Source organism: Variovorax sp. GW821-FHT09A10 (assembly GCF_059418385.1).
This window is the reverse complement of sequence record NZ_JBWKPT010000004.1, coordinates 601917-625496: the sequence shown is the minus strand read 5'-3', so window position 1 is coordinate 625496 and position 23580 is coordinate 601917. Positions and strand designations below refer to the sequence as shown.

Annotated in this window: 20 protein-coding genes; 10 read left to right on the top strand and 10 right to left on the bottom strand. The window is 67.5% G+C overall.

Going from position 1 to position 23580, the window contains the following annotated elements:
- Window positions 1-357 precede the first annotated feature (357 nt).
- From AC07Q9_RS19625 to AC07Q9_RS19610, 4 genes are read right to left on the bottom strand one after another with little or no spacing between them, the layout of a single operon-like run.
- Complete coding sequence (locus tag AC07Q9_RS19625) at window positions 358-615, bottom strand: hypothetical protein (RefSeq protein ID WP_153281681.1); 258 nt, start codon at window positions 613-615, stop codon at window positions 358-360.
- 16 nt (window positions 616-631) lie between these two features.
- Window positions 632-1405: an SDR family NAD(P)-dependent oxidoreductase gene (locus AC07Q9_RS19620; protein ID WP_495311409.1), complete on the bottom strand. Its 774-nt coding sequence runs from the start codon at window positions 1403-1405 to the stop codon at window positions 632-634.
- A 58-nt stretch (window positions 1406-1463) separates the two neighbouring features.
- Window positions 1464-1943 (bottom strand): hypothetical protein, encoded by a 480-nt coding sequence (locus AC07Q9_RS19615; RefSeq protein ID WP_495311407.1) that lies wholly within the window; start codon window positions 1941-1943, stop codon window positions 1464-1466.
- A 14-nt stretch (window positions 1944-1957) separates the two neighbouring features.
- Entirely contained in the window at window positions 1958-2722 is a 765-nt protein-coding gene (locus AC07Q9_RS19610; protein WP_062473884.1) for a Crp/Fnr family transcriptional regulator, read from the bottom strand.
- 84 nt (window positions 2723-2806) lie between these two features.
- On the opposite strand from AC07Q9_RS19610, the gene AC07Q9_RS19605 reads away from it, so the two are divergent.
- The 7 genes from AC07Q9_RS19605 (at window position 2807) to AC07Q9_RS19575 (ending at window position 11147) form a co-directional block, all read left to right on the top strand.
- Complete coding sequence (locus AC07Q9_RS19605) at window positions 2807-4771, top strand: AMP-dependent synthetase/ligase (protein ID WP_495311405.1); 1965 nt, start codon at window positions 2807-2809, stop codon at window positions 4769-4771.
- Window positions 4768-5553, top strand: a complete 786-nt coding sequence (locus AC07Q9_RS19600) for an ABC transporter ATP-binding protein (RefSeq protein WP_056576865.1) — start codon at window positions 4768-4770, stop codon at window positions 5551-5553. The genes AC07Q9_RS19605 and AC07Q9_RS19600 overlap by 4 nt, the downstream gene beginning before the upstream one ends.
- A gap of 2 nt (window positions 5554-5555) precedes the next feature.
- Complete coding sequence (locus tag AC07Q9_RS19595) at window positions 5556-6485, top strand: branched-chain amino acid ABC transporter permease (protein ID WP_492683398.1); 930 nt, start codon at window positions 5556-5558, stop codon at window positions 6483-6485.
- 5 nt (window positions 6486-6490) lie between these two features.
- On the top strand, window positions 6491-7555 hold the full coding sequence (locus tag AC07Q9_RS19590) for a branched-chain amino acid ABC transporter permease (RefSeq protein ID WP_062473892.1): 1065 nt from the start codon (window positions 6491-6493) through the stop codon (window positions 7553-7555).
- Between the two features lie 68 nt (window positions 7556-7623).
- Window positions 7624-8955 carry an ABC transporter substrate-binding protein gene (locus tag AC07Q9_RS19585; protein ID WP_495311402.1) on the top strand — a complete coding sequence of 444 codons (1332 nt, stop codon included), beginning with the start codon at window positions 7624-7626 and terminating at the stop codon, window positions 8953-8955.
- A gap of 85 nt (window positions 8956-9040) precedes the next feature.
- The gene (locus AC07Q9_RS19580) at window positions 9041-9853 is read left to right on the top strand and encodes an ABC transporter ATP-binding protein (protein WP_062473897.1); all 813 of its coding nucleotides are present in this window, start codon (window positions 9041-9043) and stop codon (window positions 9851-9853) included.
- A 46-nt stretch (window positions 9854-9899) separates the two neighbouring features.
- Window positions 9900-11147, top strand: a complete 1248-nt coding sequence (locus AC07Q9_RS19575) for a phenylacetate--CoA ligase family protein (RefSeq protein ID WP_495311400.1) — start codon at window positions 9900-9902, stop codon at window positions 11145-11147.
- A gap of 76 nt (window positions 11148-11223) precedes the next feature.
- Here the strand turns inward: AC07Q9_RS19575 and AC07Q9_RS19570 are convergent, their stop codons facing one another.
- Window positions 11224-12129, bottom strand: coding sequence for a hypothetical protein (locus tag AC07Q9_RS19570; RefSeq protein ID WP_495311398.1), 906 nt, complete (start codon window positions 12127-12129; stop codon window positions 11224-11226).
- Window positions 12130-12196: 67 nt separating this feature from the next.
- Window positions 12197-13381, bottom strand: a complete 1185-nt coding sequence (locus tag AC07Q9_RS19565; RefSeq protein WP_495311396.1) for a M48 family metalloprotease — start codon at window positions 13379-13381, stop codon at window positions 12197-12199.
- Window positions 13382-13585: 204 nt separating this feature from the next.
- Here AC07Q9_RS19565 and AC07Q9_RS19560 point away from each other — a divergent pair, with 204 nt between their 5' ends.
- Window positions 13586-14560 carry a tripartite tricarboxylate transporter substrate-binding protein gene (locus AC07Q9_RS19560; protein WP_489061214.1) on the top strand — a complete coding sequence of 325 codons (975 nt, stop codon included), beginning with the start codon at window positions 13586-13588 and terminating at the stop codon, window positions 14558-14560.
- A 175-nt stretch (window positions 14561-14735) separates the two neighbouring features.
- Here the strand turns inward: AC07Q9_RS19560 and AC07Q9_RS19555 are convergent, their stop codons facing one another.
- Window positions 14736-16862, bottom strand: coding sequence for a carboxypeptidase regulatory-like domain-containing protein (locus AC07Q9_RS19555; protein WP_495311394.1), 2127 nt, complete (start codon window positions 16860-16862; stop codon window positions 14736-14738).
- Between the two features lie 181 nt (window positions 16863-17043).
- Here AC07Q9_RS19555 and AC07Q9_RS19550 point away from each other — a divergent pair, with 181 nt between their 5' ends.
- The gene (locus tag AC07Q9_RS19550; RefSeq protein WP_495311391.1) at window positions 17044-18027 is read left to right on the top strand and encodes a helix-turn-helix transcriptional regulator; all 984 of its coding nucleotides are present in this window, start codon (window positions 17044-17046) and stop codon (window positions 18025-18027) included.
- 63 nt (window positions 18028-18090) lie between these two features.
- On the opposite strand, the gene AC07Q9_RS19545 is transcribed toward AC07Q9_RS19550, so the two are convergent.
- Window positions 18091-20220 (bottom strand): PQQ-dependent dehydrogenase, methanol/ethanol family, encoded by a 2130-nt coding sequence (locus tag AC07Q9_RS19545; RefSeq protein ID WP_495311389.1) that lies wholly within the window; start codon window positions 20218-20220, stop codon window positions 18091-18093.
- Between the two features lie 143 nt (window positions 20221-20363).
- Between AC07Q9_RS19545 and AC07Q9_RS19540 the strand changes: the two genes are divergently transcribed.
- Complete coding sequence (locus AC07Q9_RS19540; RefSeq protein WP_495311386.1) at window positions 20364-21614, top strand: helix-turn-helix domain-containing protein; 1251 nt, start codon at window positions 20364-20366, stop codon at window positions 21612-21614.
- A 14-nt stretch (window positions 21615-21628) separates the two neighbouring features.
- On the opposite strand, the gene AC07Q9_RS19535 is transcribed toward AC07Q9_RS19540, so the two are convergent.
- Together AC07Q9_RS19535 and AC07Q9_RS19530 are read right to left on the bottom strand one after the other, a co-directional pair.
- Entirely contained in the window at window positions 21629-22783 is a 1155-nt protein-coding gene (locus AC07Q9_RS19535; RefSeq protein WP_495311384.1) for an ROK family transcriptional regulator, read from the bottom strand.
- A gap of 1 nt (window position 22784) precedes the next feature.
- Window positions 22785-23579, bottom strand: a complete 795-nt coding sequence (locus AC07Q9_RS19530; RefSeq protein ID WP_495311381.1) for an ATP-binding cassette domain-containing protein — start codon at window positions 23577-23579, stop codon at window positions 22785-22787.
- Window position 23580: the final 1 nt, after the last annotated feature.

Here is a 23580-nt window from a genome sequence, read left to right as displayed (position 1 = left end):
GGGTAGGGTTTTACGTGGGTCAGTCTTAGACGGAAATTACTGCGTTAGCTGGGTCAATTTTCGGCGGCAATCAACAGTCAGCTTCTCAGAAGAGCCCGAACCTGACCCGGTCCGCTCGCCACAGACAGACCCTATGCGCCCCCGTCACGTGATCGAGGACGAGGGCGCGAGTGACCGAATCCCCGTACGCCTGAGTGGGGGACGGCGAGCATGGCTCGTGATCCCGCAGGTCTTCTTTGAAGCAGATAAGAAGAGGTTGAAAGCGCAGATCGACCTCCTACTCACGGAGGACGACGAAGAGTCATCGATCTAGATGCGTAAGAGGCCGCAGGCATCCGAAGGAAGCCCAAGCAAGGCTCAATCCGGCACGAACTTCGTATTGAAGATCTCCACGTCCGCCGCATCCTCGAACGTCGCCACCTGCCCCATCTTCCCGTCGCTCATGCGGCAGGCCGAGAACAGGCTGTAGCGGCCCTTGAAATAGAACTCGTCCATCACGATCAGCGCGTACGGGTAGGGCACGAACACCTGGTGCTCGAAGACGATGCGGTGCACGTTCCTCGGTGACGGGAAGAGCTTGTATTCGACGGTGTCGATGGACTTTGCGGTGGCCATGATGTGGTCGTCGCGTTCAGGCCGGGTCGCGCACGTCGGCCACGGGGTTGCTGCCGAAGTCCGCGCGCGCCAGGTAGGCGAGCACCTTGGCCGCGGCGCTCTGAGGGCTGTCGAGCCGACCTTCTTCCTTCATGCTCACGAAGCGCGTGCGGTCCGGGAACTGTTCGGCCGACGCGCCGCGCAGCTGCACCTGCATGTCGGTGTCGATGATGCCGGGCGCCAGCGACACGATGCGTGCGCCGTTCGGCGCATGCACCTCCTCGAGCGCCACGGCGCGCGAGAAATGGTCCATGCCGGCCTTGGCCGCGCAGTACGGCGCCTGGCTGCCCAGGGCGTTGCGGCCCAGGCCCGACGAGATGTTCAGCACCTTGCGCGCGCCGCGCCATTCGCGCGTGCCGCCCAGGAAAGCGGCCGTGAGCAGCATCGGCGCTTCGAGCCCGATGCGCAGCGCCTGGGCCAGTTCGGCCGGCACGGCGCGCGACAGCGGCGCGGGGTTGCCGACGGTGCCGGCGTTGTTGATGAGCGTGACGCTGTCGAAGCGCTGGCCGTCCAGCGTGCGCAGCCAGTCCGACAGGCGCGCCGCGGCGGCCACCGGGTCGGACAGGTCCTGCTCCCATTGCGTCAGTGCGGCGCCGCCGGCCTTGGGGGCGTCGGCCAGTTCGGGCGAGGACTTGCGCGCGATGCCGAGCACCGTGTGGCCGGCCTGCAGCAGCTGTTCGGCCATGGCACGGCCCAGGCCGCGCGAGGCGCCGGTGATGACGGTGAGGTGGGAAGAGGCGGAGGTGGTCATGGTGGTGTGGAGGCAGGAGAAGGCCGCAAGGCTAAGGGATATCGAAAGGCCGCGCGCGTCAGCCGGTACGGAACTGGGCGCGCAGGAAGTTGCGGTGGCGGGCGATGTGCTGCAGCTGCGCGGGTGCGACGGAACCTCCGAGGTCGACTTCGTCCGCGCCGTTGAGCACCGCATTGGCGTTCGCCATGGCGCGGGCCACGACCTCTTCCTCGCTCACGCCGAGCTGCGCCGCCAGGTCGAGCGCGACGCGGCGCATGGCGCGCTGCGACAGCATCCACATCGCACCGAAGCGGTCCCAGGCCAGCGCGGCTTCTTCCGACTTTTCTCGGTCGGCGAGGATGTCTTTCAGCGGTCGCGCCAGGATCTCGTTGAGCGCGTCGATCTGCTCGCTCAGGGCCTCGTTGCGGTCGATGGCCTCTTCGAGCGTCGGGCCGTCGTCTTCCTCGTTGCGGGCCTGCGTGGCCTGTTGCTGCTGCGGCGGCAGAAAGCTCGCCTGGGTGTCGGCGGGCACGATCTGCAGGTGGTCGGAGAGGGCCATGTTTTTATCTTCTTTCAGTTCGAGGTGCTGTTGTTCTTGCGGCTGGACATCGCGGTGGCGCGCAGGCCCGGCAGGTCGAGCACGCGCAGGCCACCGTACTCCACGCGGATCAGCCCCTGCGCCGACAGCGCATTGAGCGCCTCGTTCACGCGCTGGCGCGACAGGCCGACAAGGTACGCCAGTTCCTGTTGCGTGATGCGCAAGACCTCGCCCACGCCGGGGTACAGCACCGGGTTGAACAGCGACACCAGGTTGCGCGCCACGCGCGCGTCGGGGTTGTTCAGGCGGTCGATCTCCAGCGCCGCGATGAACTGGCCCAGCCGCTCGTTGAGCTGGTTCATCACGAAGCGGTTGAAGCCGATGGAGTGGTCCAGCAGCCAGTGGAAGCTCTCGATCGGCAGCCCCGCCACGAGGCTGCGGCGCAGCGCCTGGATGTTGTAGCGGTAGGGCTCGCGCTTCATCACCGTGCCCTCGCCGAACCAGCCGCCGGGCGGCACGCCGGTGTAGGTGACCGAGCCGCCGTCGGCGTTGTCGTTGCTCATCTTCAGCAAGCCCTCGACCACGCCGAACCAGTAGGTGGGCGAACGCCCGACGCGGCACACTAGGTCGCCGGGCTCGGCCTCGCCCACCACGAGCGTGGCCTCGGCGCGGCGGCGCTCGGCGGGCGTGAGCGTGGGCAACCACGGAATGCCGTCGAGTTCAGCGGCATTGGCGGGGCGCACGCGGTCCTTGATGGAACCGCCGAGCACGTTCTGTGGGTTGAGGTTGCCAGGAGGCATCGGGAAACTCCGGGGAGTAGTGTCCCTAGGATTGTCGTTGGAACGACAACCGGGCGTCAAAGTGAGACCTACGATCCGGCCACTGTGCAAACCACCGCCCCCACCTTCCCCCGTCTGCTGCTCGCGCATGCCGAGGCCCGTCCCGAGGCTCCTGCCGTGCGCGAAAAAGACCTTGGCATCTGGCAAACCTGGACCTGGAACGCCGTGGCGCAGGAAGTGCGCGAGATGGCCTGCGGTCTGGCAAGCCTTGGCTTCAAGGCCTTCGACAACCTCGCGATCGTCGGTGCCAACCGGCCGCACCTGTACATGGCCGTGCTCGCCGCGCAAAGCCTGCGCGGCGTGCCCGTGCCGCTGTACCAGGACGCGGTCGCCAGCGAGATGGTCTTCATGCTGAACGACGCGGGCATCGAGTTCGTGATCGTCGAAGACCAGGAGCAGGTCGACAAGCTGCTCGAATGCCGCGAGCTGCAGCAAGGCCAGGAGGGCCAGCAGCAGGGCATCCGCCACATCATCTACGACGACCCCAAGGGCCTGCGCCACTACGACCAGCCGGGGCTCATGAGCTACGAGCAGCTGCGCGAGCTGGGCCGGGCCTTCGACAAGGCCAACGCCGGCTACTACGACCGCGCCGTGGCCAGCGGCGAGGCCACCGATGTCGGTGTGATCCTCTACACCTCGGGCACCACCGGCCGCCCCAAGGGCGTGTGCCAGACGCACGCCAGCTTCATCGCGGCGGGGCGCGGCGGCGTCGAGACCGACAAGCTCGGCCCCGGCGACAACATCATGAGCTACCTGCCGATGGCGTGGGTGGGCGACCACCTGTTCTCGGTGGCACAGTGGCTGGTGGGCGGCTTCACGCTCAACTGCCCCGAGTCGGCCGAGACGGTGATGAACGACATGCGCGAGATCGGCCCGAGCTACTACTTCGGCCCGCCGCGCACCTTCGAAGGCCTGCTCACGGCCGTGTCGATCCGCATGGAAGACGCGGCCGCGCCCAAGCGCTGGCTGTATGCGAAGTTCATGGCGCTGGCGCAGCGCGTGGGCGCCGACATCCTGAACGGCGCACCCGTGAGCACGGGCGACCGGGTCATGTACAGCCTGGGCAACCTGCTGATCTACGGCCCGCTGCGCAACGTGCTGGGCATGAGCCGCATCCGCGTGGCCTACACGGCCGGCGCGGCCATCGGGCCCGACCTGTTCCGCTTCTACCGCTCCATCGGCGTCAACCTCAAGCAGTTCTATGGCCAGACCGAGACCTGCGCGTATGTGTGCCTGCAGCAGGACGGCAAGGTCAAGCTGCAGACGGTCGGCACCGCCGCGCCGGGGATCGAGCTGAAGATCGCGGAAGACGGCGAGGTGCTGGTGCGCGGCGTGTCGGTGCTCAAGGAGTACTACAAGCGCCCCGACGCCACGGCCGAGGTGCTCGATGCCAACGGCTACTTCCACACCGGCGACGCGGGCGTGCTCGACAGCGAAGGGCACCTGCGCATCATCGACCGCGCGAAGGATGTGGGCCGGCTCGTGGGCGGCGCGATCTTTGCGCCCAACTACATCGAGAACAAGCTCAAGTTCTTCCCGCAGATCAAGGAAGCCGTGTGCTTCGGCAATGCGCGCGACGAGGTCTGCGCCTTCATCAACATCGACTTCGAGGCCGTCGGCAACTGGGCCGAGCGCCGCGGCCTGGCTTATGGCGGCTATGTGGACCTGGCCGGCAAGCCCGAGGTGCTGACGCTGGTGGCCGAGTGCATCGCCAAGGTCAACGCCGACCTCGCGGCCGAGGACGGCATGGGCGAGACGCAGATCGCGCGCTTCCTCGTGCTGCACAAGGAACTCGACCCCGACGACGACGAGCTGACCCGCACGCGCAAGGTGCGCCGCGGCTTCATCGCCGAGAAATACGCCGTGCTGGTCGATGCGCTCTACGGCGGCAAGACCGCGCAGTACATCGAGACCCAGGTCAAGTTCGAGGACGGACGCACGGGGGTTGTCAGCGCCACGCTGAAGATCAACGACGCCAAGACCTTCCCCATCGTGAAGGCCGCTGCATGAGCAACCGAAAGATTGGCGACGTCATCCTCGACGTCCAGAACATCAGCCTGAGCTTCGGCGGCGTGAAGGCGCTGACCGACATCAGCTTCAACGTGCGCGAGCACGAGGTGCGGGCCATCATCGGCCCCAACGGCGCGGGCAAGAGCTCGATGCTGAACTGCATCAACGGCGTGTACTGGCCGCAGCAGGGCTCCATCACCTTCCGCGGCCAGACCTTCAAGCACATGAACTCGCGCCAGGTGGCCGAGATGGGCGTGGCGCGCACCTTCCAGAACCTCGCGCTGTTCAAGGGCATGAGCGTGCTCGACAACATCATGACGGGCCGCAACCTCAAGATGAAGAGCGGCCTGCTCGCCCAGGCACTGCGCTGGGGCCCGGCCGAACGCGAAGAGCTGCAGCACCGCGAGTTCGTCGAGCACATCATCGACTTTCTCGAGATCCAGGCGCACCGCAAGACGCCGGTGGGCCGCCTGCCCTACGGTCTGCAAAAGCGCGTCGACCTCGGCCGCGCGCTTGCGATGGAGCCGCAGGTGCTGCTGCTCGACGAGCCCATGGCCGGCATGAACGTGGAAGAAAAGCAGGACATGAGCCGCTTCATCCTCGACGTGAACGACGAGTTCGGCGCGACCATCGTGCTCATCGAGCACGACATGGGCGTGGTGATGGACATCTCCGACCGCGTGGTGGTGCTGGACTACGGCAAGAAGATCGGCGACGGCACGCCGGATGAAGTTCGGAACAACGAAGACGTGATCCGGGCATACCTCGGCGTGGAGCATTGACCATGGGATTTTTCCTCGAAACCCTTTTCGGCGGCCTCATGGTCGGCATGCTGTATTCGCTGATCGCAATCGGCTTCGTGCTGATCTACAAGGCCTCGGGCGTCTTCAACTTCGCGCAGGGCGCGATGGTGCTGTTCGCGGCGCTGGCCATGGCGCGCTTCGCCGAGTGGTTCCCGCAGTGGTTCGGCTTCCAGAGCCAGATCCTCGCGAACATCCTGGCCTTCATCGCCGCGATGGCGGTGATGATCGTCGTGGCCTGGCTCATCGAGCGGCTCGCCCTGAGCAAGCTGGTGAACCAGGAAGGCATCACGCTGCTGATGGCCACGCTGGGCATCGCGTACTTCCTGGACGGCGTGGGCCAGACGATCTTCGGCAACGACATCTACAAGATCGATGTCGGCATGCCCAAGGAGCCGCTGATGGTGCTGCAGGGCACCTTCGAGGGCGGCCTGCTGCTGAGCCAGGAAGACCTGGTGGCCGCGGCGGTGTCGGCCGCGCTGGTGGTGGTGCTGGCCATCTTCTTCCAGAAGACCGCCACGGGCCGCGCACTGCGCGCGGTGGCCGACGACCACCAGGCCGCGCAATCGATCGGCATTCCGCTGTCGCGCATCTGGGTGATCGTGTGGTCGGTGGCCGGTTTCTCGGCGCTGGTGGCCGGGATCATCTGGGGCTCCAAGCTCGGCGTGCAGTTCTCGCTCTCGCTGGTGGCGCTGAAGGCGCTGCCGGTGGTGATCCTCGGCGGGCTGACCTCGATCCCCGGCGCCATCATCGGCGGCCTGTTGATCGGTGTCGGCGAGAAGCTGTCTGAAATCTATCTCGGCCCCATGCTCGGTGGCGGCATCGAGATCTGGTTTGCCTACGTGCTGGCACTGGTCTTCTTGCTGGTTCGCCCGCAAGGCCTGTTCGGCGAAAAAATCATCGATCGGGTCTGACTGACATGTTCTACAGAGAAAACGGCCAGTTCAAGTCGAGCTACCGCGCCGACCAACAGATCTTCCCGATCGCGCAGGACCGCCTGGCGATCCTGGTGCTGCTGCTCGTGGCGTTCGTCGTGGTGCCGATGGGCGTGTCCGACTACTGGATGCGCGCCATCCTCACGCCCTTCCTGATCCTGTCGCTGGCGGCGCTGGGCCTGAACATCCTGGTCGGCTACTGCGGCCAGATCTCGCTGGGCACGGGCGCCTTCATGGCGGTGGGCGCGTACGCGGCCTACAACTTCCAGGTGCGCATCGACGGCATGCCGCTCATTGCCTCGCTGCTGCTGGGCGGTCTGTGCGCGACGGTGATCGGCGTGCTGTTCGGCATTCCGAGCCTGCGCATCAAGGGCCTGTACCTGGCGGTGGCCACGCTGGCCGCGCAGTTCTTCACCGACTGGGCGTTCCTGCGCATCCAGTGGTTCACCAACAACTCGTCCTCGGGTTCGGTGAGCGTGGCAGGCCTGAACGTGTTCGGCGTGCCGATCGAGTCGCCGGTGCAGAAGTATTTGTTCTGCCTGATCTTCGTGGTGGTGTTCGCCCTGCTCGCCAAGAACCTGGTGCGCAGCGCCATCGGCCGCGAGTGGATGGCGATGCGCGACATGGACGTGGCCGCCGCGGTGATCGGCATCCGCCCGGTGTACGCCAAGCTCACGGCCTTTGCGGTGAGCAGCTTCATCGTCGGCGTGGCCGGCGCGCTGTGGGGCTTCATCCACCTCGGTGCGTGGGAGCCGGCGGCGTTCAGCATCGACCGCTCGTTCCAGCTGCTGTTCATGGTGATCATCGGCGGGCTCGGCTCGATCATGGGCAGCTTCTTCGGCGCCGCCTTCATCGTGCTGCTGCCGCTCTTCCTGAACCAGCTGCCGGGGTGGCTGGGCTTCTCGATCTCGACCGCATTGGCCTCGCACCTGGAGACCATGATCTTCGGCGCGCTGATCGTGTTCTTCCTGATCGTGGAGCCCCACGGCCTGGCACGGCTGTGGTCCACGGCCAAGGAAAAGCTGCGGCTGTGGCCCTTCCCGCACTGACAGGTTCTTGTTCGTTGTTGTTCGTTCGTAAAAACCCGGCACCGAGGTGCCCACAAAAGGAGACAGGCATGACACTGAAATCGCTCGCTCTGACCGCCGCCCTGGTGGCCAGCACCCTCGGCACCGCCCTGGCGCCTTCGCTCGCGCAGGCCCAGGCCAAGGAACAGTTCTTCCCGCTGCTGGTGTACCGCACCGGCCCCTACGCACCCAACGGCACGCCGTGGGCCAACGGCAAGCAGGACTACATCAAGCTCGTCAACGCCACCGGCGGCATGAACGGCGTGAAGATCTCGTACGAAGAATGCGAAACCGGCTACGCCACCGACAAGGGCGTGGAGTGCTATGAGCGCCTGAAGGGCCGCCCGGGCGTTGCGCTGTTCGATCCGCAAGCCACTGGCATCACCTTCGCGCTGACCGACAAGGTGCCCACCGACAAGATCCCGCTCATCACGCTGGGCTACGGCCTGTCGGCCTCGCAGGACGGCGGCGTGTTCAAGTGGAACTTCCCGCTCATGGGCTCCTACTGGACCGCGGCCGACATCCTGATCCAGCACATCGGCAAAAAAGAAGGCGGCATGGACAAGCTCAAGGGCAAGAAGATCGCCCTCGTGTACCACGACTCGCCGTTCGGCAAGGAGCCGATCCCGCTGCTGCAGGAGCGCGCCAAGCAGAACGGCTTCGAGCTGTCGCTGATCCCCGTGACCGCACCCGGTGTGGAACAGAAGTCGGCCTGGCTGCAGGTGCGCCAGTCGCGTCCTGACTTCGTGCTGCTGTGGGGCTGGGGCGTGATGAACTCCACCGCCCTGAAGGAAGCCGTGGCCACGGGCTACCCGCGCGAGAAGATGTACGGCGTGTGGTGGGCCGGCGCCGAACCCGACGTGAAGGACGTGGGTGCCAACGCCAAGGGCTACAACGCGCTGGCGCTGAACACCTCGGGCACGCAGCCGAAGGTGATCCAGGACATCCTCAAGCAGGTGCACGACAAGGGCCAGGGCACGGGTCCGAAGGACGAAGTGGGCTCGGTGCTCTACACGCGCGGCGTGATCATCCAGATGCTGACCATCGAGGCCGTCAAGCGCGCGCAGGAGCGCTTCGGCAAGGGCAAGGTCATGACCGGCGAGCAGGTGCGCTGGGGCATGGAGAACCTCGCGCTCGACCAGAAGAAGCTGGACGCATTGGGCTTCTCGGGCGTGATGCGTCCGGTGAGCACCTCGTGCCAGGACCACATGGGCTCGACCTGGGCGCGCGTCCATACCTGGGACGGCGCCAAGTGGGGCGGCATGTCCGACTGGTACGAGGCCGACAGCCAGATCATCAAGCCGATGGTGAAGGCCGCTGCCGACAAGTACGCGAGCGAGAAGAAGCTCACCCGCCGCGAAGCGGCCGACTGCCAATCCTGATGCACTGAGTGCCGTGGCGGCTCGCAAGAGCCGCCATTCGCAAGGACGGCGATGTGCCGTTCTTGCGAATGCTTCGGACCACACCATGAGCGAACCCAAGATCCTTCTCAACGTTAACGGCATCGAGGTCATCTACAACCACGTGATCCTCGTGCTCAAGGGCGTGTCACTGACCGTGCCCGAAAGCGGCATCGTCGCTCTGCTCGGCGGCAACGGCGCCGGCAAGACGACCACGCTGCGCGCCGTGAGCAACCTGCTCGCGGGCGAACGCGGCGCCGTGACCAAGGGCACCATCGAGCTGCGCGGCGAGCGCATCGAGGCGCTGTCGCCGGCCGAGCTTGTCAAGCGCGGGCTGATCCAGGTGATGGAAGGCCGCCACTGCTTCGCCCACCTGACGATCGAAGAGAACCTGATGACCGGCGCCTACACGCGCACCGACGGCAAGGCCTCGGTGCAGGAGACGCTGGAGAAGGTCTACGCGTATTTCCCGCGCCTGAAGACGCGCCGCACCTCGCAGGCGGCCTACACCTCGGGCGGCGAGCAGCAGATGTGCGCCATCGGCCGCGCGCTGATGGCCAACCCGACCATGGTGCTGCTGGACGAGCCCTCGATGGGCCTGGCGCCGCAGATCGTGGAAGAGGTGTTCGAGATCGTGAAAGACCTGAACACCAAGGAAAAAGTGACCTTCCTGCTGGCCGAGCAGAACACCAACATGGCGCTGCGCTACGCCGACTACGGCTACATCCTGGAGAACGGCCGCATCGTGATGGACGGCGAGGCCAAGAGCCTGCGCGAGAACGAGGACGTGAAGGAGTTCTACCTCGGCGTGGGCGGCGCGGACCGCAAGAGCTTCCGCGATGTCAAAAGCTACAAACGCCGCAAGCGTTGGCTGGCCTGAAGTACCCACCCCAGAGCGACCGAATCGATAGACGAAGGGTACGGACATGAACGACCACTACGACCAACTGGAAATCCGCGACCCCGCCGAACGCGAACGTGACCTGCTGGCCGCGCTGCCCCGGCAGATCGCGCAGGCACAGACTGCAACGTCCGCCTTCACGAAGATCCTCGACGGCGTGAAGCCCGGCGACGTCACCTCGCGCGAAGCCCTCGCGAAGCTGCCCGTCACCCGCAAGTCGGAACTGCTCGAGCTGCAGAAGGCACGCCGCGCCGACGACCCCTTCGGCGGCTTTGCGTCGATCGTGCGCGGGCCGCGCATGCCGCGCATCTTCGCGAGCCCCGGCACCATCTACGAGCCCGAGGGCGAGGCGCGCGACTACTGGCGCACTGCACGGGCGCTGCATGCGGCGGGCTTTCGCAGCGGCGAGCTGATCCACAACAGCTTCAGCTACCACATGACGCCGGCCGGCTCGATCATGGAAAGCGGCGCGCACGCCATGGGCTGCACCATCTTCGCGGGCGGCACGGGTCAGACCGAGCAGCAGCTCGAAGCCATCGTCGACCTCAAGCCCGACGGCTACGCGGGCACGCCGAGCTTCCTGAAGATCCTGCTGGAGAAGGCCGAAGAAAAAGGCCAGAAGCTGCCGTGGTTCACCAAGGCGCTCGTGTCCGGCGAGGCCTTTCCGCCCAGCCTGCACGACTGGATTGCCGCGCACGGCGTGCAGGGCATCCAGTGCTACGCGACCGCCGACCTGGGCCTCATCGCTTACGAAACCAGCGCGCGCCAGGGCCTGGTGATCGACGAGGGCGTGCTGGTCGAGATCGTGCGCCCCGGCACCGGCGACCCGGTGCCCGACGGCGAGGTGGGCGAGATCGTCGTCACCACCTTCAACCCCGACTACCCGCTGGTGCGCTTCGGCACCGGCGACCTCTCGGCCGTGCTCGCGGGCACCTGCCCCACGGGCCGCACCAACAAGCGCATCAAGGGCTGGCTCGGCCGCGCCGACCAGACCACCAAGGTGCGCGGCATGTTCGTGCACCCCTCGCAGGTCGCCGAGGTCGTGCGGCGCTTTCCCGAGATCGTGCGCGCGCGGCTCGTGGTGTCGGGCGAGATGGGCGACGACCAGATGACCTTCAAGCTGGAATGCGCCAGCGCTCCGGCCGGGCTCGATGCACGCATTGCCGACGCGGTGCGCGAAGTGACCAAGCTGCGCGGCACCATCGAGCTGGTGGCGCCGGGCAGCCTGCCGAACGACGGCAAGGTGATCGAGGACGCGCGCAGCTACAAGTAGGGGCGTCGCGCGGGCGGGTTGCAAGGGGCGTTCACATGGCCCTCTTGCACACGGCCCTTTGGATCCTTGGCTTTTCTCAAAGCGAAGAGATCACCTCCACGATGGCGCTCTCCGTTGGCACGCGCTTCACGGACCCTGTCTTTGGGTCATACAGGATCACGGCCTTGCTCAACGCGAAAACGACTCGCCCGCGTATTTCGGTATCGCCTTCCGTGAACTTGATGGAGACACACTGCGCGCCCGCCGTCTGTTCCTTCTTTGACGTGTCATCGGATTGAAGCAGTGCAGCTTTGCGCTCGGCTTGATTTTTGACAGAGACACAACGCTCCGGCCCGACGACGTACTCGTCGATGTGTGCTTCGCCAGCAGACATCCCTAGAACAGGGACGATCGCCAAGACTGTCACAGCTCCGATGAGGGCAGCCAACCCGAGCAACGTCAGGATTGGGGTAACGATGATGCTCGCTGGTATCCACCAGGTTCGCCCCAATGCCACCCAAAAACTGAAAGCCTTGTCATTGGGCTTTGAAACGGAAGGTGGAGCCGACGCGGCTTTTTGTCTGCGTTTGCTACGCCAGGAGAGAAGCCCTGCAGCACAAAGCCAACCCAGAACGAGAAGGATCGCCGAAGGGATCATCGCGATCAACAGCTTGTAGTAGAGGGTCAGACTGGCGAAGGCGGCGAACCCTGTTGAAACAAGTCGAAGCACAGCCCATGTCGACAAATCGAGCATGTCCATCGTCGAGTCGATCAACTGCGCCCGAGGCATTCCGAACCTCCCTTCTGCAGCAAGCGCAACCCCGTAGCCGAGCAGCGCGAGCAAGACCCCCAGAAATGAGACTGTCGCCAGAAGGCTCGCAACGCTGAAGACGGTCCCTCCTCCAGTACTTTCTGCGGCTTTCTGCGTCTGTGGCGTTGGTGCCTGACTTGCGTCCGCCTCTCCTGATGCGGCCGGTTGCCGCGACTGTTTGCGGTTGCTCACCAAATGCTCCCCGTTATTTTTCAAATTGCAAGGCGGAACCCATCGCCCCCCGCCTCGCTCCCTCTCGCTACTTCTTACAGCTCGCCGGCAACGCCTTCTCCTTCAACCCCTCACCCGCGCTGCAATGCCACGCGATGCCCCGGTCCGTCGACGACGGCTCCATGCGCAGCGTGCCCTGGGGCGTGGCCACCTCCACCACCATGCTGTCCGGGTCGAGCGTGAGGGTCGCGCCGTTGGGCAGGTTGCCCGGCTGGCCGACGGCGGCCAGGGTGTCGGGGATCTCGGCCTTTTCTTCATAGTGGCGCGTGAGCGCGTTGCGCACCGGTGCGCCCTGGGCCCAGGCCTGCGCGACGACGGCGCGGGTCTGGTACTCCTGGTAGGCGGGGATGGCCACGGCCGCCAGCACGCCGATGACAGCCACCACGATCAACGCACCCGCCGCGCCGCCGCCGGCCCGGCCGGCATACGGCACGAAGAGCGCGAGCAGGTAGGCCACCGGGTTGCGCTCGGGCAGCTTGGCGCCCGGGTCGATGGCGCGCGCGACGCGCTTGGTGAGCCAGGGGTAGCCGCCGATGAGTTCGTGGAACGAGCCCCAGAAGCCGCGGTTGCCGCTCGACTGGGCGGCGTAGCGCTGCAGGTTCACGTTGCGCCACTGCTGCGCGCCGGCAGCCAGCGCCACCAGCGCGCGCGGCGCGGAGTCGACCTCGCGGCAGCAGGCGGCGCCGTGCAGGTCGCAGGTGTATTCCTTGGCGCGCGCATAGGCCGCGCCCAGCAGCGGCAGCCAGAGCACCGGCGCGCGCCAGATGTGGCCCGTGAGGTGGCCGCGGCGGATGTGGCCCAGCTCGTGGCCCATGTAGAAGTGGATGCCGTCGGGCTGCGCCTCCATGGCGTCGACCACGTCGGACAGCAGCACCACGAAGTTGCGCCCGAAGAAGCGCGTGGCGAAGGCGTTGAACATGCCGTCGCCGTGCAGCAGGTAGGCCTCGGGCGGCTGCGCGATGCCCAGGCGGGTGCAGCAGTCGACGAAGCGCGCGTGCAGCTCGGGCAGCTGCTGGGGCGACAGCTTCACGCCCGTGCCCTTGATCCAGGCGATGACCGCCGACTGCGCGAACACGTAGCCGATGAAGCCCAGCAGCACGTAGACGAGCGCGATGCCCAGCGTGCCCACGATGATCAGCGCCCAGGCCAGCAGGCCCAGCACGAGCGTGAGTTTGCCGAGCCAGCGCTCGCGCGGATAGACCCAGGGATCCATTGGTTTCTTCTCCTCGATGCCGCCCGTCGGGCGGGCCTGTTTGTGGTTGTGGTCACCCCGGCACGGGTGCGCGGGACGGGCGTGATCATGCCCCAGCATGGGGCGAAAACGGTGACATTCCTAAGGGCTATTCGGTATGGGTCAGCCCCCGGTCAGCCGATAAGATCGCGACCCTTTCCATTTAAAAACTCCGTCGGAGACATCATGAAGAAACTGTTCGCCCTCGCGGCGATTGCCGCGGCCGCCTTCGGCGCACACGCCCAGGACTTCCCCGCAGGCAAGCCCGTGACGCTGGTGGTGCCTTTCTCGGCCGGCGGCCCGACCGACCGCGTGGCCCGCGACCTGGCCGAATCGCTGCAGAAGACGCTGGGCACGACGATCATCGTGGACAACACCGCCGGCGCCGGCAGCTCGATCGGCACCGCCAAGGTGGCGCGCGCCAACCCCGACGGCTACACGCTGCTGCTGAACCACATCGGCATGTCGACGATGCCGGCGCTGTACCGCAAGCTGCCGTTCAGCGTCGAGAACGACTTCGAATACCTCGGCATGGTCAATGAAGTGCCCATGACGCTCATCGGCAAGCCCGGCCTGCCCGCCAACAACTACAAGGAACTGGCGACCTGGATCAACGCCAACAAGGGCAAGATCAACCTGGGCAACGCCGGCCTGGGCGCCGCCTCGCACCTGTGCGGCCTGCTGTTCCAGAGCGCACTCAAGGTCGAAATGACGCCCGTGCCGTACAAGGGCACCGCGCCGGCCATCGCCGACCTGCTGGGCGGCCAGATCGACCTGCTGTGCGACCAGACCACCAACACCACGTCGCAGATCGAAGCCAAGAAGGTCAAGGCCTACGCCGTGACCACCGCCAAGCGCCTGACGACGCCCGCGCTGAAGGACCTGCCCACGCTCGACGAGTCGGGCCTGAAGGGCTTCGAAGTGTCGATCTGGCACGGCGTGTACGCCCCCAAGGGCACGCCCGCACCGGTGCTGAAGAAGATCAACGAAGCCATCCGGGCCGCCATGAAGGACCCGGCGTTCATCAAGCGTGAAGAAGGCCTGGGCGCCGTGATCACCACCGACAAGCGCGTCGAGCCGGCCGAACACAAGAAGTTCGTTGCCGCCGAAATCGCCAAGTGGGGCCCGATCATCAAGGCCGCCGGCGTGTACGCTGACTGAACTGTTGCTCGCCCCCAGGCTGCGCGCACTTCGTGTCGCTACGCCAACCCCCTACCGGGGGCAACACCTGAGGCCCGGCAAAGCCGGTTCCTCGGTGTTCCTGGAACTGCATGAAAAAGCCACCGACCCGAAAGGGTCGGCGGCTTTTTTCATGCGGTGACAGCAGGAGAAAGACTCAGGGCGTCGGGACGGTCCACACCTCGAAGTTCTTGCGCACCTCGACCTGGCGTGCGGTGCGCGCCGTGAAGATGAAGCTGCTGACCGACGAGCCCTGCGCGTACTGCCAGGCGTTGCTGCCCACGCTGGTGCAGTGGTTGTCGCTCGGCGAGTTCACGGGCTGGCAGGAGATGACGGCCTTGCGTGCCGAGGTGCGCACGGTCACCGAGTCGGTGAAGCGGTTGTTGTTGGGACCGCGGCCGGCCACCAGGAAGGTGGTCGGGGCGTAGGCGCCGCTGGGCACCGACCAGCCGTCCTGGTTGCCTTCGGCGCTGAAGTCGATGTTGTTGGCGGTGGGGTCGGAGGGCACCGGCGCGCCGAACACGATGCCGCGCGCAACGCCGTCGATTTCCGGCATCAGCTCGGCGCGCAGGGCCGGCGTCATCTCCACGGTCGGCAGCTGCGCGGCCTCGGCGACGGTCGGCACGCGCGCGAAGGTGCGCGCGTACTGCACGGGGTTGGTTCCGCCGGCCGCCAGGAAGAACTCGAACTTCCACACCGTCTGGTCGGGAATGGCACGCAGCTGCGTGTCGTCGAACTGCGGCGATGCGAAGAGGTTGCCGATTTCGAAATCGGCCGGGTTGCCGGTCTGCGCCGGATCGACGTAGCGACCGACCATGCGCCAGACGGCCGAACCCAGCTTGTCACCACTGGCGGTGCCGTCGTTGGTGAGCACCAGGCTGCTCATCCCGGCGCGGGGCAGCAGGACGATCTCGCGGCCCGGCAGCGCGGGCGAGGTGGCCACCACCTTCGAGAAGACCGGGTTGCCGCTGCCGTCGACCACGTTGTCGACCACGAAGTTGTAGCCCGTGGCGTGGTACATGCGGTTGGCGTGCTTGAGGTAGTCCTTCAGCTCCTGGTGCGGGCGCACGGCGGCGCGGTAGGTGTTGCTGTTGCCAGTGAGCTTGAGCGCGCCATTCACGATCCTGGCGTTGAACACGTCGTTGTCGGTGTTGCCCACGCTGTCGGTCCAGCGGTAGGTGAGCGCGACGTCGCCGCCCGGGTGGAAGTATTCGAAGTTGCCGCGGTCGTGCTTCAGGTTCGTCGGGCCGAAGCGGAACAGGCTTTCGAAGGGCCGGCGCGGACCGCTCGACGCGCGCCCGATGTGCAGGCCGCCCGTCACGAAGCTGGCCGGGTCGTCGCCCACGAACAGCGTGCGGCAGGCCGGCGCGACGACGTTGACGGCTTCGCCGAAAGCGTTGCCGTCGGAGCCGATGGTGCTGTCCACGCGTTCGTTCAGCGGCAGTGCGTAGCAGGCGTTGAGGCGGTCCAGCAGGTCTTTCACCATCGCCGGCGTGGGCGGCTGCACGAGGGCCGCGGCATCGACCGCGGGCAGCGGCGCGATGCTGCTCTCGCCGGTGCGGAAGACGATGGACACGGGCGCGCTCTCTTCGCTCGCGGGCTGCGCCTTGACGGTGATCTCGATGTTGGCGGCCGTGCCGTCGGGGCGCACCGAGACGTTCAGCGTGTCGAGCACGCGGTCCTGGCCCGTGCCGTTGGCCTGGAAGGTGCCGCTCATCGGGTCGATGTGGGTGTTGAGCGCGTCCAGCAGCGGCTTGAGCGCGGCCACGAGCTTGGCCACCTGGTCGCTGATGGCGCCCGGGGTGACGGCGCCGGCGTCGGCCTGCACCGCGGCGGCCAGCTTGGACGGGTCGCCGTTGGGCGACAGCTGCGCCACCACCACGGTGGTCAGCGGCGTGACGTTGGTGGTGCCGGTGGCGGTGCTGGCGGTGGTGCTGTAGAGCGTGAGGTCGTCGCGCACGGCCTGGATCACCAGCGGCGCCTTGGTGCCCGCGGGCAGCACGCAGCTGTAGGTGCCTTCGGCCGGCACGGTCACTTCGCAGACCTTGGCGCCGGTCTGGTCGAACACGGTGAGCGCGGCGCCGGCAAAGGCCGCGCCGGTGGCCACGGTGCCGCTCAACGTGCCGGGCGATTCGGCGGCGGGCGGCGTGCCGCCGTTGCCCGTGCCGACGGGAAACGCGAAACCACCGCCGCCGCCGCCACCCCCACCGCCGCCGCAGGCGCCGAGGATCAACAGGGAGGCAAGGGACAGGGCGTGGGGAATTCTGGAGGTGGGGTGGGGCATCGTGGGTCTCTCGAAAAGGGAAAGGGCCTGGGCAGCAACCGAGGGCGCTGCAAACAATAGCTTTCGCTTTTGGAAATCAAATGATGCAAATGCACCATTCTTGAAACCGTGCGGCCGAGCCCCGCACGCTTCCCCGGAACATGGGATGGGCATGCGGCGGCGGGGCTGGAAGACTCCCCGCATGACCTTCACGGCCGGTGTCCCGCGCGACTTCAGCGACCTCCTGTTGCGGCTGTACCGCCTCTCGCACGAGCTGCCCATCGACGCCTTCCAGGACGCCGCGCTCGACCTCCTCAAGCCCGTGCTGCCCTTCGACTCGTCGATGTGGGGCACCGCCACCCGCACCGACCACGGCATCGACATCCACACGATCCACCTGCACAACCAGCCGGTCGAGATGGTCATGGCCTACGAGCAGGTCAAGCACATAGACACGGCCGCCGTCGAGGTGGCCAGGCGGCCGAAGTCGACGCTCGCCTTCAACGCCGACGCCTGGTTCTGCCGCGACGACCAGGCCGCGCTGCGCGAGCACGGCCGGCGCTTCGAGCAGGCCAACTTCTTCATCAGCTCGGACGCGAACCCGCAGACGAACTTCGTGCACTGGCTCAGCCTGTTCCGCGCCGACCCGCAGGCCCATCCGTCGGAGGCCGAGCGGCAGCTGCTCGAGAGCCTCGCACCGCACGTGATGCAGGCGCTGGCGCTGAACCGCGTGATGCACCTGGACCGCCTCGAGGCGGGCAGCGCGTCGCCCGGCGGCTCGGCCATCGGCGACCTGCGCGGCGTGCTGTACCACGCCGACCGGCTGTTCGAGGCCATGCTGAAGGCCGAGTGGCCGGCCTGGCACGGCCGCACGCTGCCCGATGCGCTGCTGCAGCACTTCCTGCAGGGCCACGCGCGCTTCAACGGGCGCGAGATCGTGGTCACGCACCGCGTCGAGCAGCGCCTGCTGTTCCTCAAGTGCCGCCATCGCTGCCGCGCCGACAGCCTCACGCCGCGCGAGCACACCATCGCCGAGCTGCTGGCGCGCGGCGACACCCACAAGGAAGTGGCCGCCATCCTGAACCGCTCGCCGGCCACCGTGCGCAACCACATCCAGTCGATCTACGACAAGCTGCAGGTGGGCAACGTGGCGGGGCTGATCCACGAGCTGCGGCTCGCAGGCTGACAAGCGCCCTGCCCAAAAGAAAAGGCGCCGAGGGCGCCTTTTCTGTTTGAGTCCGCGATGCCTCTACTTCGGCCGGATCGCGTCCGCCGTGCCCTGGATGAAGGCCTTGATGCTCTCGATGTCGTCGCCCGAGAGCTTGCCCGTGAAATCGGGCATGCCGCGCGACATGGCCGGGCCCTTGAGCACGAACTTGTCGAGGTTCTCGATGTAGGCCGGGTCGAGGTAGCCCAGGTTCGGGATGTTGCCGCCGCGGTCCACGCCCGGCACGCCGTGGCAGAACACGCAGTTGCTCACGTACAGCATGGTGCCGGCCTGGACCTTGGCGGGGTCGTACTTCACGCCCTGCACGAGCTTGGCCATGCGGTACTCGACGAAGGCGGGCATCTTGGCCGTGCCGCCGACCGCGAAGGTGTAGACCGTGCCCGGGCCCTGGCGCTCGGTGGCGCGCTGCGCCAGGCCATACACGCCGCCCCAGCCCACGGCCACCGACACGTACTGCTTGCCGTCCACCATGTAGGTCGCGGGCGCCGCCACCACGCCGGTGCCGGTGGGCGTTTCCCAGAGCTTCTCGCCGGTCTTCGCGTGGTAGGCCACCAGGCGCCCGTCGGCCGTGCCCTGGAACACGAGGTCGCCGGCGGTGGTCAGCGTGCCGCCGTTCCATGGCGAGGCGTAGTCCACGCCCCAGGCTTCCTTCTGCTTGATGGGGTCCCAGGCCACGAGGCGGCCGAAGGGCTTGCTCGTGGGCGGCTCGACGTTGGCGAACTTGCCCAGGTTCCAGCCCAGCGCCGCGTGCGGCCGGCCGGGCGCGTTCTCGTCGAACTTCCAGGCCTTGTCGTCCATCAGGTTGATCGGCACGTGCTGGGCGGGCAGGTAGGCCAGGCCGGTCTGCGGGTTGTAGGACATCGGGTGCCAGTTGTGCGCGCCGAACGGGCCCGGGATGCTGTCGCCCGGTTTCTCGTTCTGGCGCGCGGCGGCGATCTCGATCGGCCGGCCGTTCTTGTCGTAGCCCGTGGCCCAGTTGACCTCGACGAAGTTCTTCGCCGAGATGAACTTGCCGTTGGTGCGGTCGATGACGAAGAAGAAGCCGTTCTTCGGCGCGTGCAGCAGCACCTTGCGCGCCTTGCCGCCCAGCTTGACGTCGGCCAGGATCATCGACTGGGTGGAGGTGTAGTCCCAGTTGTCGCCGGGCGTCTCCTGGTAGTGCCACTTGTACTTGCCGGTGTCGGGGTCGAGCGCCACCACCGAGCCCAGGTACAGGTTGTCGCCGCCCTTGGGGCTGCGCGCCTTGGCCGCCCAGGGCGAGCCATTGCCGGTGCCCACGTACATCAGGTTGAGCTCGGGGTCGAAGGCGAAGCTGTCCCACGCCGTGCCGCCGCCGCCGGCTTCCCAGTACTTGCCGCTCGGGTCCCAGGTCTTGGCGGCGCGCGCCATCGACTCGTCCTCGAAAGGCTTGCTCGGGTCGCCGGGCACCACGAACCAGCGCCATTTCTGGTCGCCGGTCTTCGCGTCGTAGGCGGTGACGTAGCCGCGCACGCCGTACTCGGCGCCGCCGTTGCCGATGATGACCTTGCCCTTGAACACGCGCGGCGCGCCGGTGATGGTGTAGCTGCCCTTCTGGCCGTCGATGGTGTTCTTCTCCCACACCTTCTGGCCGGTGGCGGCGTCGAGTGCGATCAGCCGGCCGTCGTAGGCGGCCACGTAGACGCGGCCCTCGTACAGCGCCACGCCGCGGTTGACCACGTCGCAGCAGCCCTTGAAGCCCTTGGAGCGGTCGACCTGCGGATCGAAGGTCCAGATCTTCTGGCCGGTGCGCGTGTCGATCGCATGCACGATGCTCCACGAGGCCGTGACGTACATGATGCCGTCGACCACCAGCGGCGTGGCTTCCACGCCGCGTGTCGATTCGAGGTCGTACGACCAGACCAGCCCGAGCTGCTTCACGTTGCCGGTGTTGACCTGGTCGAGCCGGCTGAAGCGCGACTCGGCGTAGTCGAGCCCGTGGCTGGGCCAGTCGGGCGTCTTCTTCGCCGCGTTGGCGCGCACGAAGTTGCCGTCGACGCGCTTGACGGCCGCGCCGGCGCGGTCCTGCGGGGTGGCCGCGGTCTGGGCCAGCGCCGGGGCCGCAAGGCCCAGGCACAGCAAGGCGCCCGCAAGCAGGCGCCGCCCGGAAAGAGGCTTTGTTGTCGTCTTCATCGTGGTCTGTCTCCTTCGTCGTTCTGCCCCAAGGATCGTTCGCACGGCGCCAGCCTTCACCCCCGGGATTTCCCCAGTCCAGCCTTGTTCCATTGCGGAACACATTCGAGACGGTCCCTGAATCCAGAAGAGGCGGCGAACCCATGGCGCTCGACAGGCTCGGCACGGCGGATGCGCCGCGCCAACTCTTTGCCAGCACGCCGGCGCAGCGCGTGGCGCTGGCGCGGCAGCAGTTCTTCGAAGAAGGCGTGCGCCCCTCGGGGCTGGTCGGCGAGGCGGTCATCCAGTCGTGGATGCGCTGCAGCCGCACCCACGCCGACCGGCAGCGCGTGGTGTCCTTCGACGCGGTCACTCCCAGCCGGCTGCACACCACGCTCGCGCGCAACCGCGAGCTGCTGGACGTGGCGCGGCACGAGCTCGCGCAGATGGAGCACATGCTCGCGGGCACCGACTGCCGCGTGATCCTCACCGACCGCGACGGCGTGGTGGTGCATGTCACGAGCCAGCCCGCCGGCACGCACCAGCCCGTGCTGCGCCAGACCGCGCGCCTGGGCGTGAACATCTCCGAGCGCGTCGTGGGCACCACGGCGCCGGGCATCGTGGCCAGCACCGGGCAGGCCTGCACCGTCGACGGCGCCGAGCACTACTACGACGTGCTGTGCCACATGCAGTGCGCCGCGGCGCCGATCCGCGACGTGAGCGGCCAGCTCGCGGGCGTGCTCGACCTCACGGTGGAGGCGCGGCGCTTCGGCTTCGACGCGGCCTCGATGGTCGCGCTGCACGCCACCATCATCGAGAACCGGTTGCTGCAGGCGCAGTCGCGCGACCACCTCATCCTGCGCTTCCAGGCCAGCCCCACGCTGCTGGGCACGCCGCTCGAGGCGCTCGCGGGCATCGCGCCCGACGGCACCATCGCGTGGCTCAACAACGCCGGCGCGCGGCTGCTGGGGCGGTTGCCCGAGGCGCCCGACGACCGCGACGTGGAATGCCTGCTGGGCCACGACCTCGCAAGCCTGCTGCGGCTGGGCCGGCGCGAGGCCGCGCAGCCGCTGCGGCTGGCCAGCGGGCTCGGCGTGTGGATGCAGGCGCAGCTCAAGGGCGCGGACGGTGCGGACTTCCGGCATGCGGTGGCGATGCCGGACATGGCGAGCGCGCAGGTCGATGCGCCGGTGGCGATTGACGTGCAGGCGGAGCAGCCCGTGGCGCTGGCCTCCGCCGGCGAGACACCACCGACCGAAACCCTGCGCGAGCACAGTCGCAAGCTGATCGAGGACACGCTCGCGGCGCACGGCGGCAACGTGTCGCAGGCGGCGCGGCAGCTCAACGTGTCGCGCGGCACGCTGTACCGGCGGCTGCGCGGCTGGCACAACGACGACAGCAGCGCAGCGGACTGACGGACAGCGAAGGTTCAGGCGCCGGCGCGCGCCAACGCACGCGCGCGGCGCGCCTTCGCATCGGGCTGCAGCGGCCGCAGGTAGTCGTGCAGCGCCAACGCCGCCGCCCCCACCGCAGGCGCAAGCGCTTCGTAGCGCGCCGTGCGCAGCTCCGGCGCGGGCATGCCGGCGCGCTCGGCGTGGCCCTTCACGCCTTCGAACGCGGCCTGCGCGAACTCCGGGTGTTCCGCGCAGACCTTGCCCCCGAGCACGATCGCGCGCGGGTTGAAGGTGACCCACAGGTTCTGCAGCAGCACGCCGAAGAACGCGGCGGCGCGCGCCATGTCCGCGCCCTCGCGCGCCAGCACGCGCGAGCCGAAAAAAGCCTCGGCGCAGCCGCGCCGGCCGCACGAGCACAGCGGCCCGTCCAGCTGCAGGATGGTGTGGCCGATCTCGCCGGCCATGCCTTGCGCGCCAGTGAAGAGGCGGTCGTTCAGCACCACGCCCGCGCCCACGCCCACGTCGCTGTTGACGAAGATCAGCGGGTCTTCGCCCTCGCCCGCGGCGAACTCGTACTCGCCGAGCGCTGCCGCATCGGCGTCGTTCTGCAGCTGCACGGTGACGCCCGGCAGGCCGGCCGCGGCCAGCGCCTTCTCGAGCGCAGGCAACAGGCTCACGTTGCGCCAGCCGAGGTTCGGCGCGAAGCGGACCACGCCCGTGCAGTCGTCCACCGCGCCGGGCACGCACACGCCGATGCTCGACAGGCGCAGGCCGCGCTCGTCGAGCTGCGCGTGCGCCGCCGCCGCCATGCGCGCGACCTGTGCGCATACGCGGGCGGGCTCACCGTCGTCCAGCGGCTGGGCTTCCGCATGCAGCACCTCGCCCTGCAGCGAGACGCACACGAGGCGCAGCGTTTCGACGGCGATCTCCACGCCCATCAGCGCGCGCACGCCGACGTTGATCTGCAGCGGCGTGGACGGCCGCCCGAGCCCATCGGCCACGGCCGCGCCCGATTCGCTGAGCCAGCCTTCGTCGAGCAGCTCGCGCACCAGCAGGCTCACGGTCGACTTGGTGAGCCCGCTTTCGCTCGCGAGCCGCGCACGCGACAAGCCCGGCTGCGCGCGCAGCAACCGCAGCAGCACGCTGCGGTTCAGGCGCTTCAAGAGCTGCTGGTCACCGATGGTCTTCATGTCATGCCGCTGCGGTGGCTGCGTGGTGCGCCTGTTCGCGCCCCTCGGGCCGCTTGCCGGCGATGATCATCCCGAGCACTTCGTCCTCGGTCACGTCGGCCGTGCGGTAGGTGCCCACGAGCTTGCCGTTCTTCATCACCGCGAGCCGGTCGCTCAGCGAGAACACGTCGGGCATGTCGTGCGTGATGAGGAAGATGCCGACGCCGTCGTCCTTCAGCTGCTTGACGAGGCGCCCGACCATCGCCGTCTCTTCGGGGCCGAGCGCGGCGCAGGGCTCGTCCATGATGAGGATGCGCGCGTTGAAGTACAGCGCGCGCGAGATCGCCACCACCTGCCGCTGCCCGCCCGACAGGCGCCGCACCGGGATGCGGATGTTGGTGAAGTTCTTGTTCAGGCGCTGGAACACCTTGCGCGCCTGCACTTCCATGAAGTGGTCGTCCAGCGTGTTCCACGCCGTCATCTTCTCGCGGCCCAGAAAGAGATTGGCCACCGAGTCGAGGTTGTCGGCCAGCGCGAGCGTCTGGTAGATGGTCTCGATGCCTTGGGCCTGCGCCTCGGCGGGCGTGCGGATGTGGACCTTCTCGCCGGCGATGAGCGTGTCGCCCGAATCGATCGGGTAGGCCCCCGCGAGCATCTTCATCAGCGTGGACTTGCCCGCGCCGTTGTGGCCCAGCAGCGCGACCACTTCGCCGGGGTAGAGGTTGATGCTCACGCCGTCCACGGCCTTCACGCCGCCGAAGGCCTTGCGGATCTCGCGCAGCTCGACGAGCGGTTTCGTCTTGTCGATGTCGGCCATG

Bases quoted from the DNA above. Each gene is read 5' to 3' on its own strand.
- AC07Q9_RS19545 (WP_495311389.1), bottom strand. From the start codon at position 20,220: ATGAAGACGACAACAAAGCCTCTTTCCGGGCGGCGCCTGCTTGCGGGC.
- AC07Q9_RS19585 (WP_495311402.1), top strand. From the start codon at position 7,624: ATGACACTGAAATCGCTCGCTCTGACCGCCGCCCTGGTGGCCAGCACC.
- AC07Q9_RS19615 (WP_495311407.1), bottom strand. From the start codon at position 1,943: ATGGCCCTCTCCGACCACCTGCAGATCGTGCCCGCCGACACCCAGGCG.
- AC07Q9_RS19560 (WP_489061214.1), top strand. From the start codon at position 13,586: ATGAAGAAACTGTTCGCCCTCGCGGCGATTGCCGCGGCCGCCTTCGGC.
- AC07Q9_RS19530 (WP_495311381.1), bottom strand. From the start codon at position 23,579: ATGGCCGACATCGACAAGACGAAACCGCTCGTCGAGCTGCGCGAGATC.
- AC07Q9_RS19575 (WP_495311400.1), top strand. From the start codon at position 9,900: ATGAACGACCACTACGACCAACTGGAAATCCGCGACCCCGCCGAACGC.
- AC07Q9_RS19540 (WP_495311386.1), top strand. From the start codon at position 20,364: ATGGCGCTCGACAGGCTCGGCACGGCGGATGCGCCGCGCCAACTCTTT.
- AC07Q9_RS19580 (WP_062473897.1), top strand. From the start codon at position 9,041: ATGAGCGAACCCAAGATCCTTCTCAACGTTAACGGCATCGAGGTCATC.
- AC07Q9_RS19595 (WP_492683398.1), top strand. From the start codon at position 5,556: ATGGGATTTTTCCTCGAAACCCTTTTCGGCGGCCTCATGGTCGGCATG.
- AC07Q9_RS19555 (WP_495311394.1), bottom strand. From the start codon at position 16,862: ATGCCCCACCCCACCTCCAGAATTCCCCACGCCCTGTCCCTTGCCTCC.
- AC07Q9_RS19590 (WP_062473892.1), top strand. From the start codon at position 6,491: ATGTTCTACAGAGAAAACGGCCAGTTCAAGTCGAGCTACCGCGCCGAC.
- AC07Q9_RS19625 (WP_153281681.1), bottom strand. From the start codon at position 615: ATGGCCACCGCAAAGTCCATCGACACCGTCGAATACAAGCTCTTCCCG.
- AC07Q9_RS19600 (WP_056576865.1), top strand. From the start codon at position 4,768: ATGAGCAACCGAAAGATTGGCGACGTCATCCTCGACGTCCAGAACATC.
- AC07Q9_RS19620 (WP_495311409.1), bottom strand. From the start codon at position 1,405: ATGACCACCTCCGCCTCTTCCCACCTCACCGTCATCACCGGCGCCTCG.
- AC07Q9_RS19535 (WP_495311384.1), bottom strand. From the start codon at position 22,783: ATGAAGACCATCGGTGACCAGCAGCTCTTGAAGCGCCTGAACCGCAGC.
- AC07Q9_RS19565 (WP_495311396.1), bottom strand. From the start codon at position 13,381: ATGGATCCCTGGGTCTATCCGCGCGAGCGCTGGCTCGGCAAACTCACG.
- AC07Q9_RS19610 (WP_062473884.1), bottom strand. From the start codon at position 2,722: ATGCCTCCTGGCAACCTCAACCCACAGAACGTGCTCGGCGGTTCCATC.
- AC07Q9_RS19550 (WP_495311391.1), top strand. From the start codon at position 17,044: ATGACCTTCACGGCCGGTGTCCCGCGCGACTTCAGCGACCTCCTGTTG.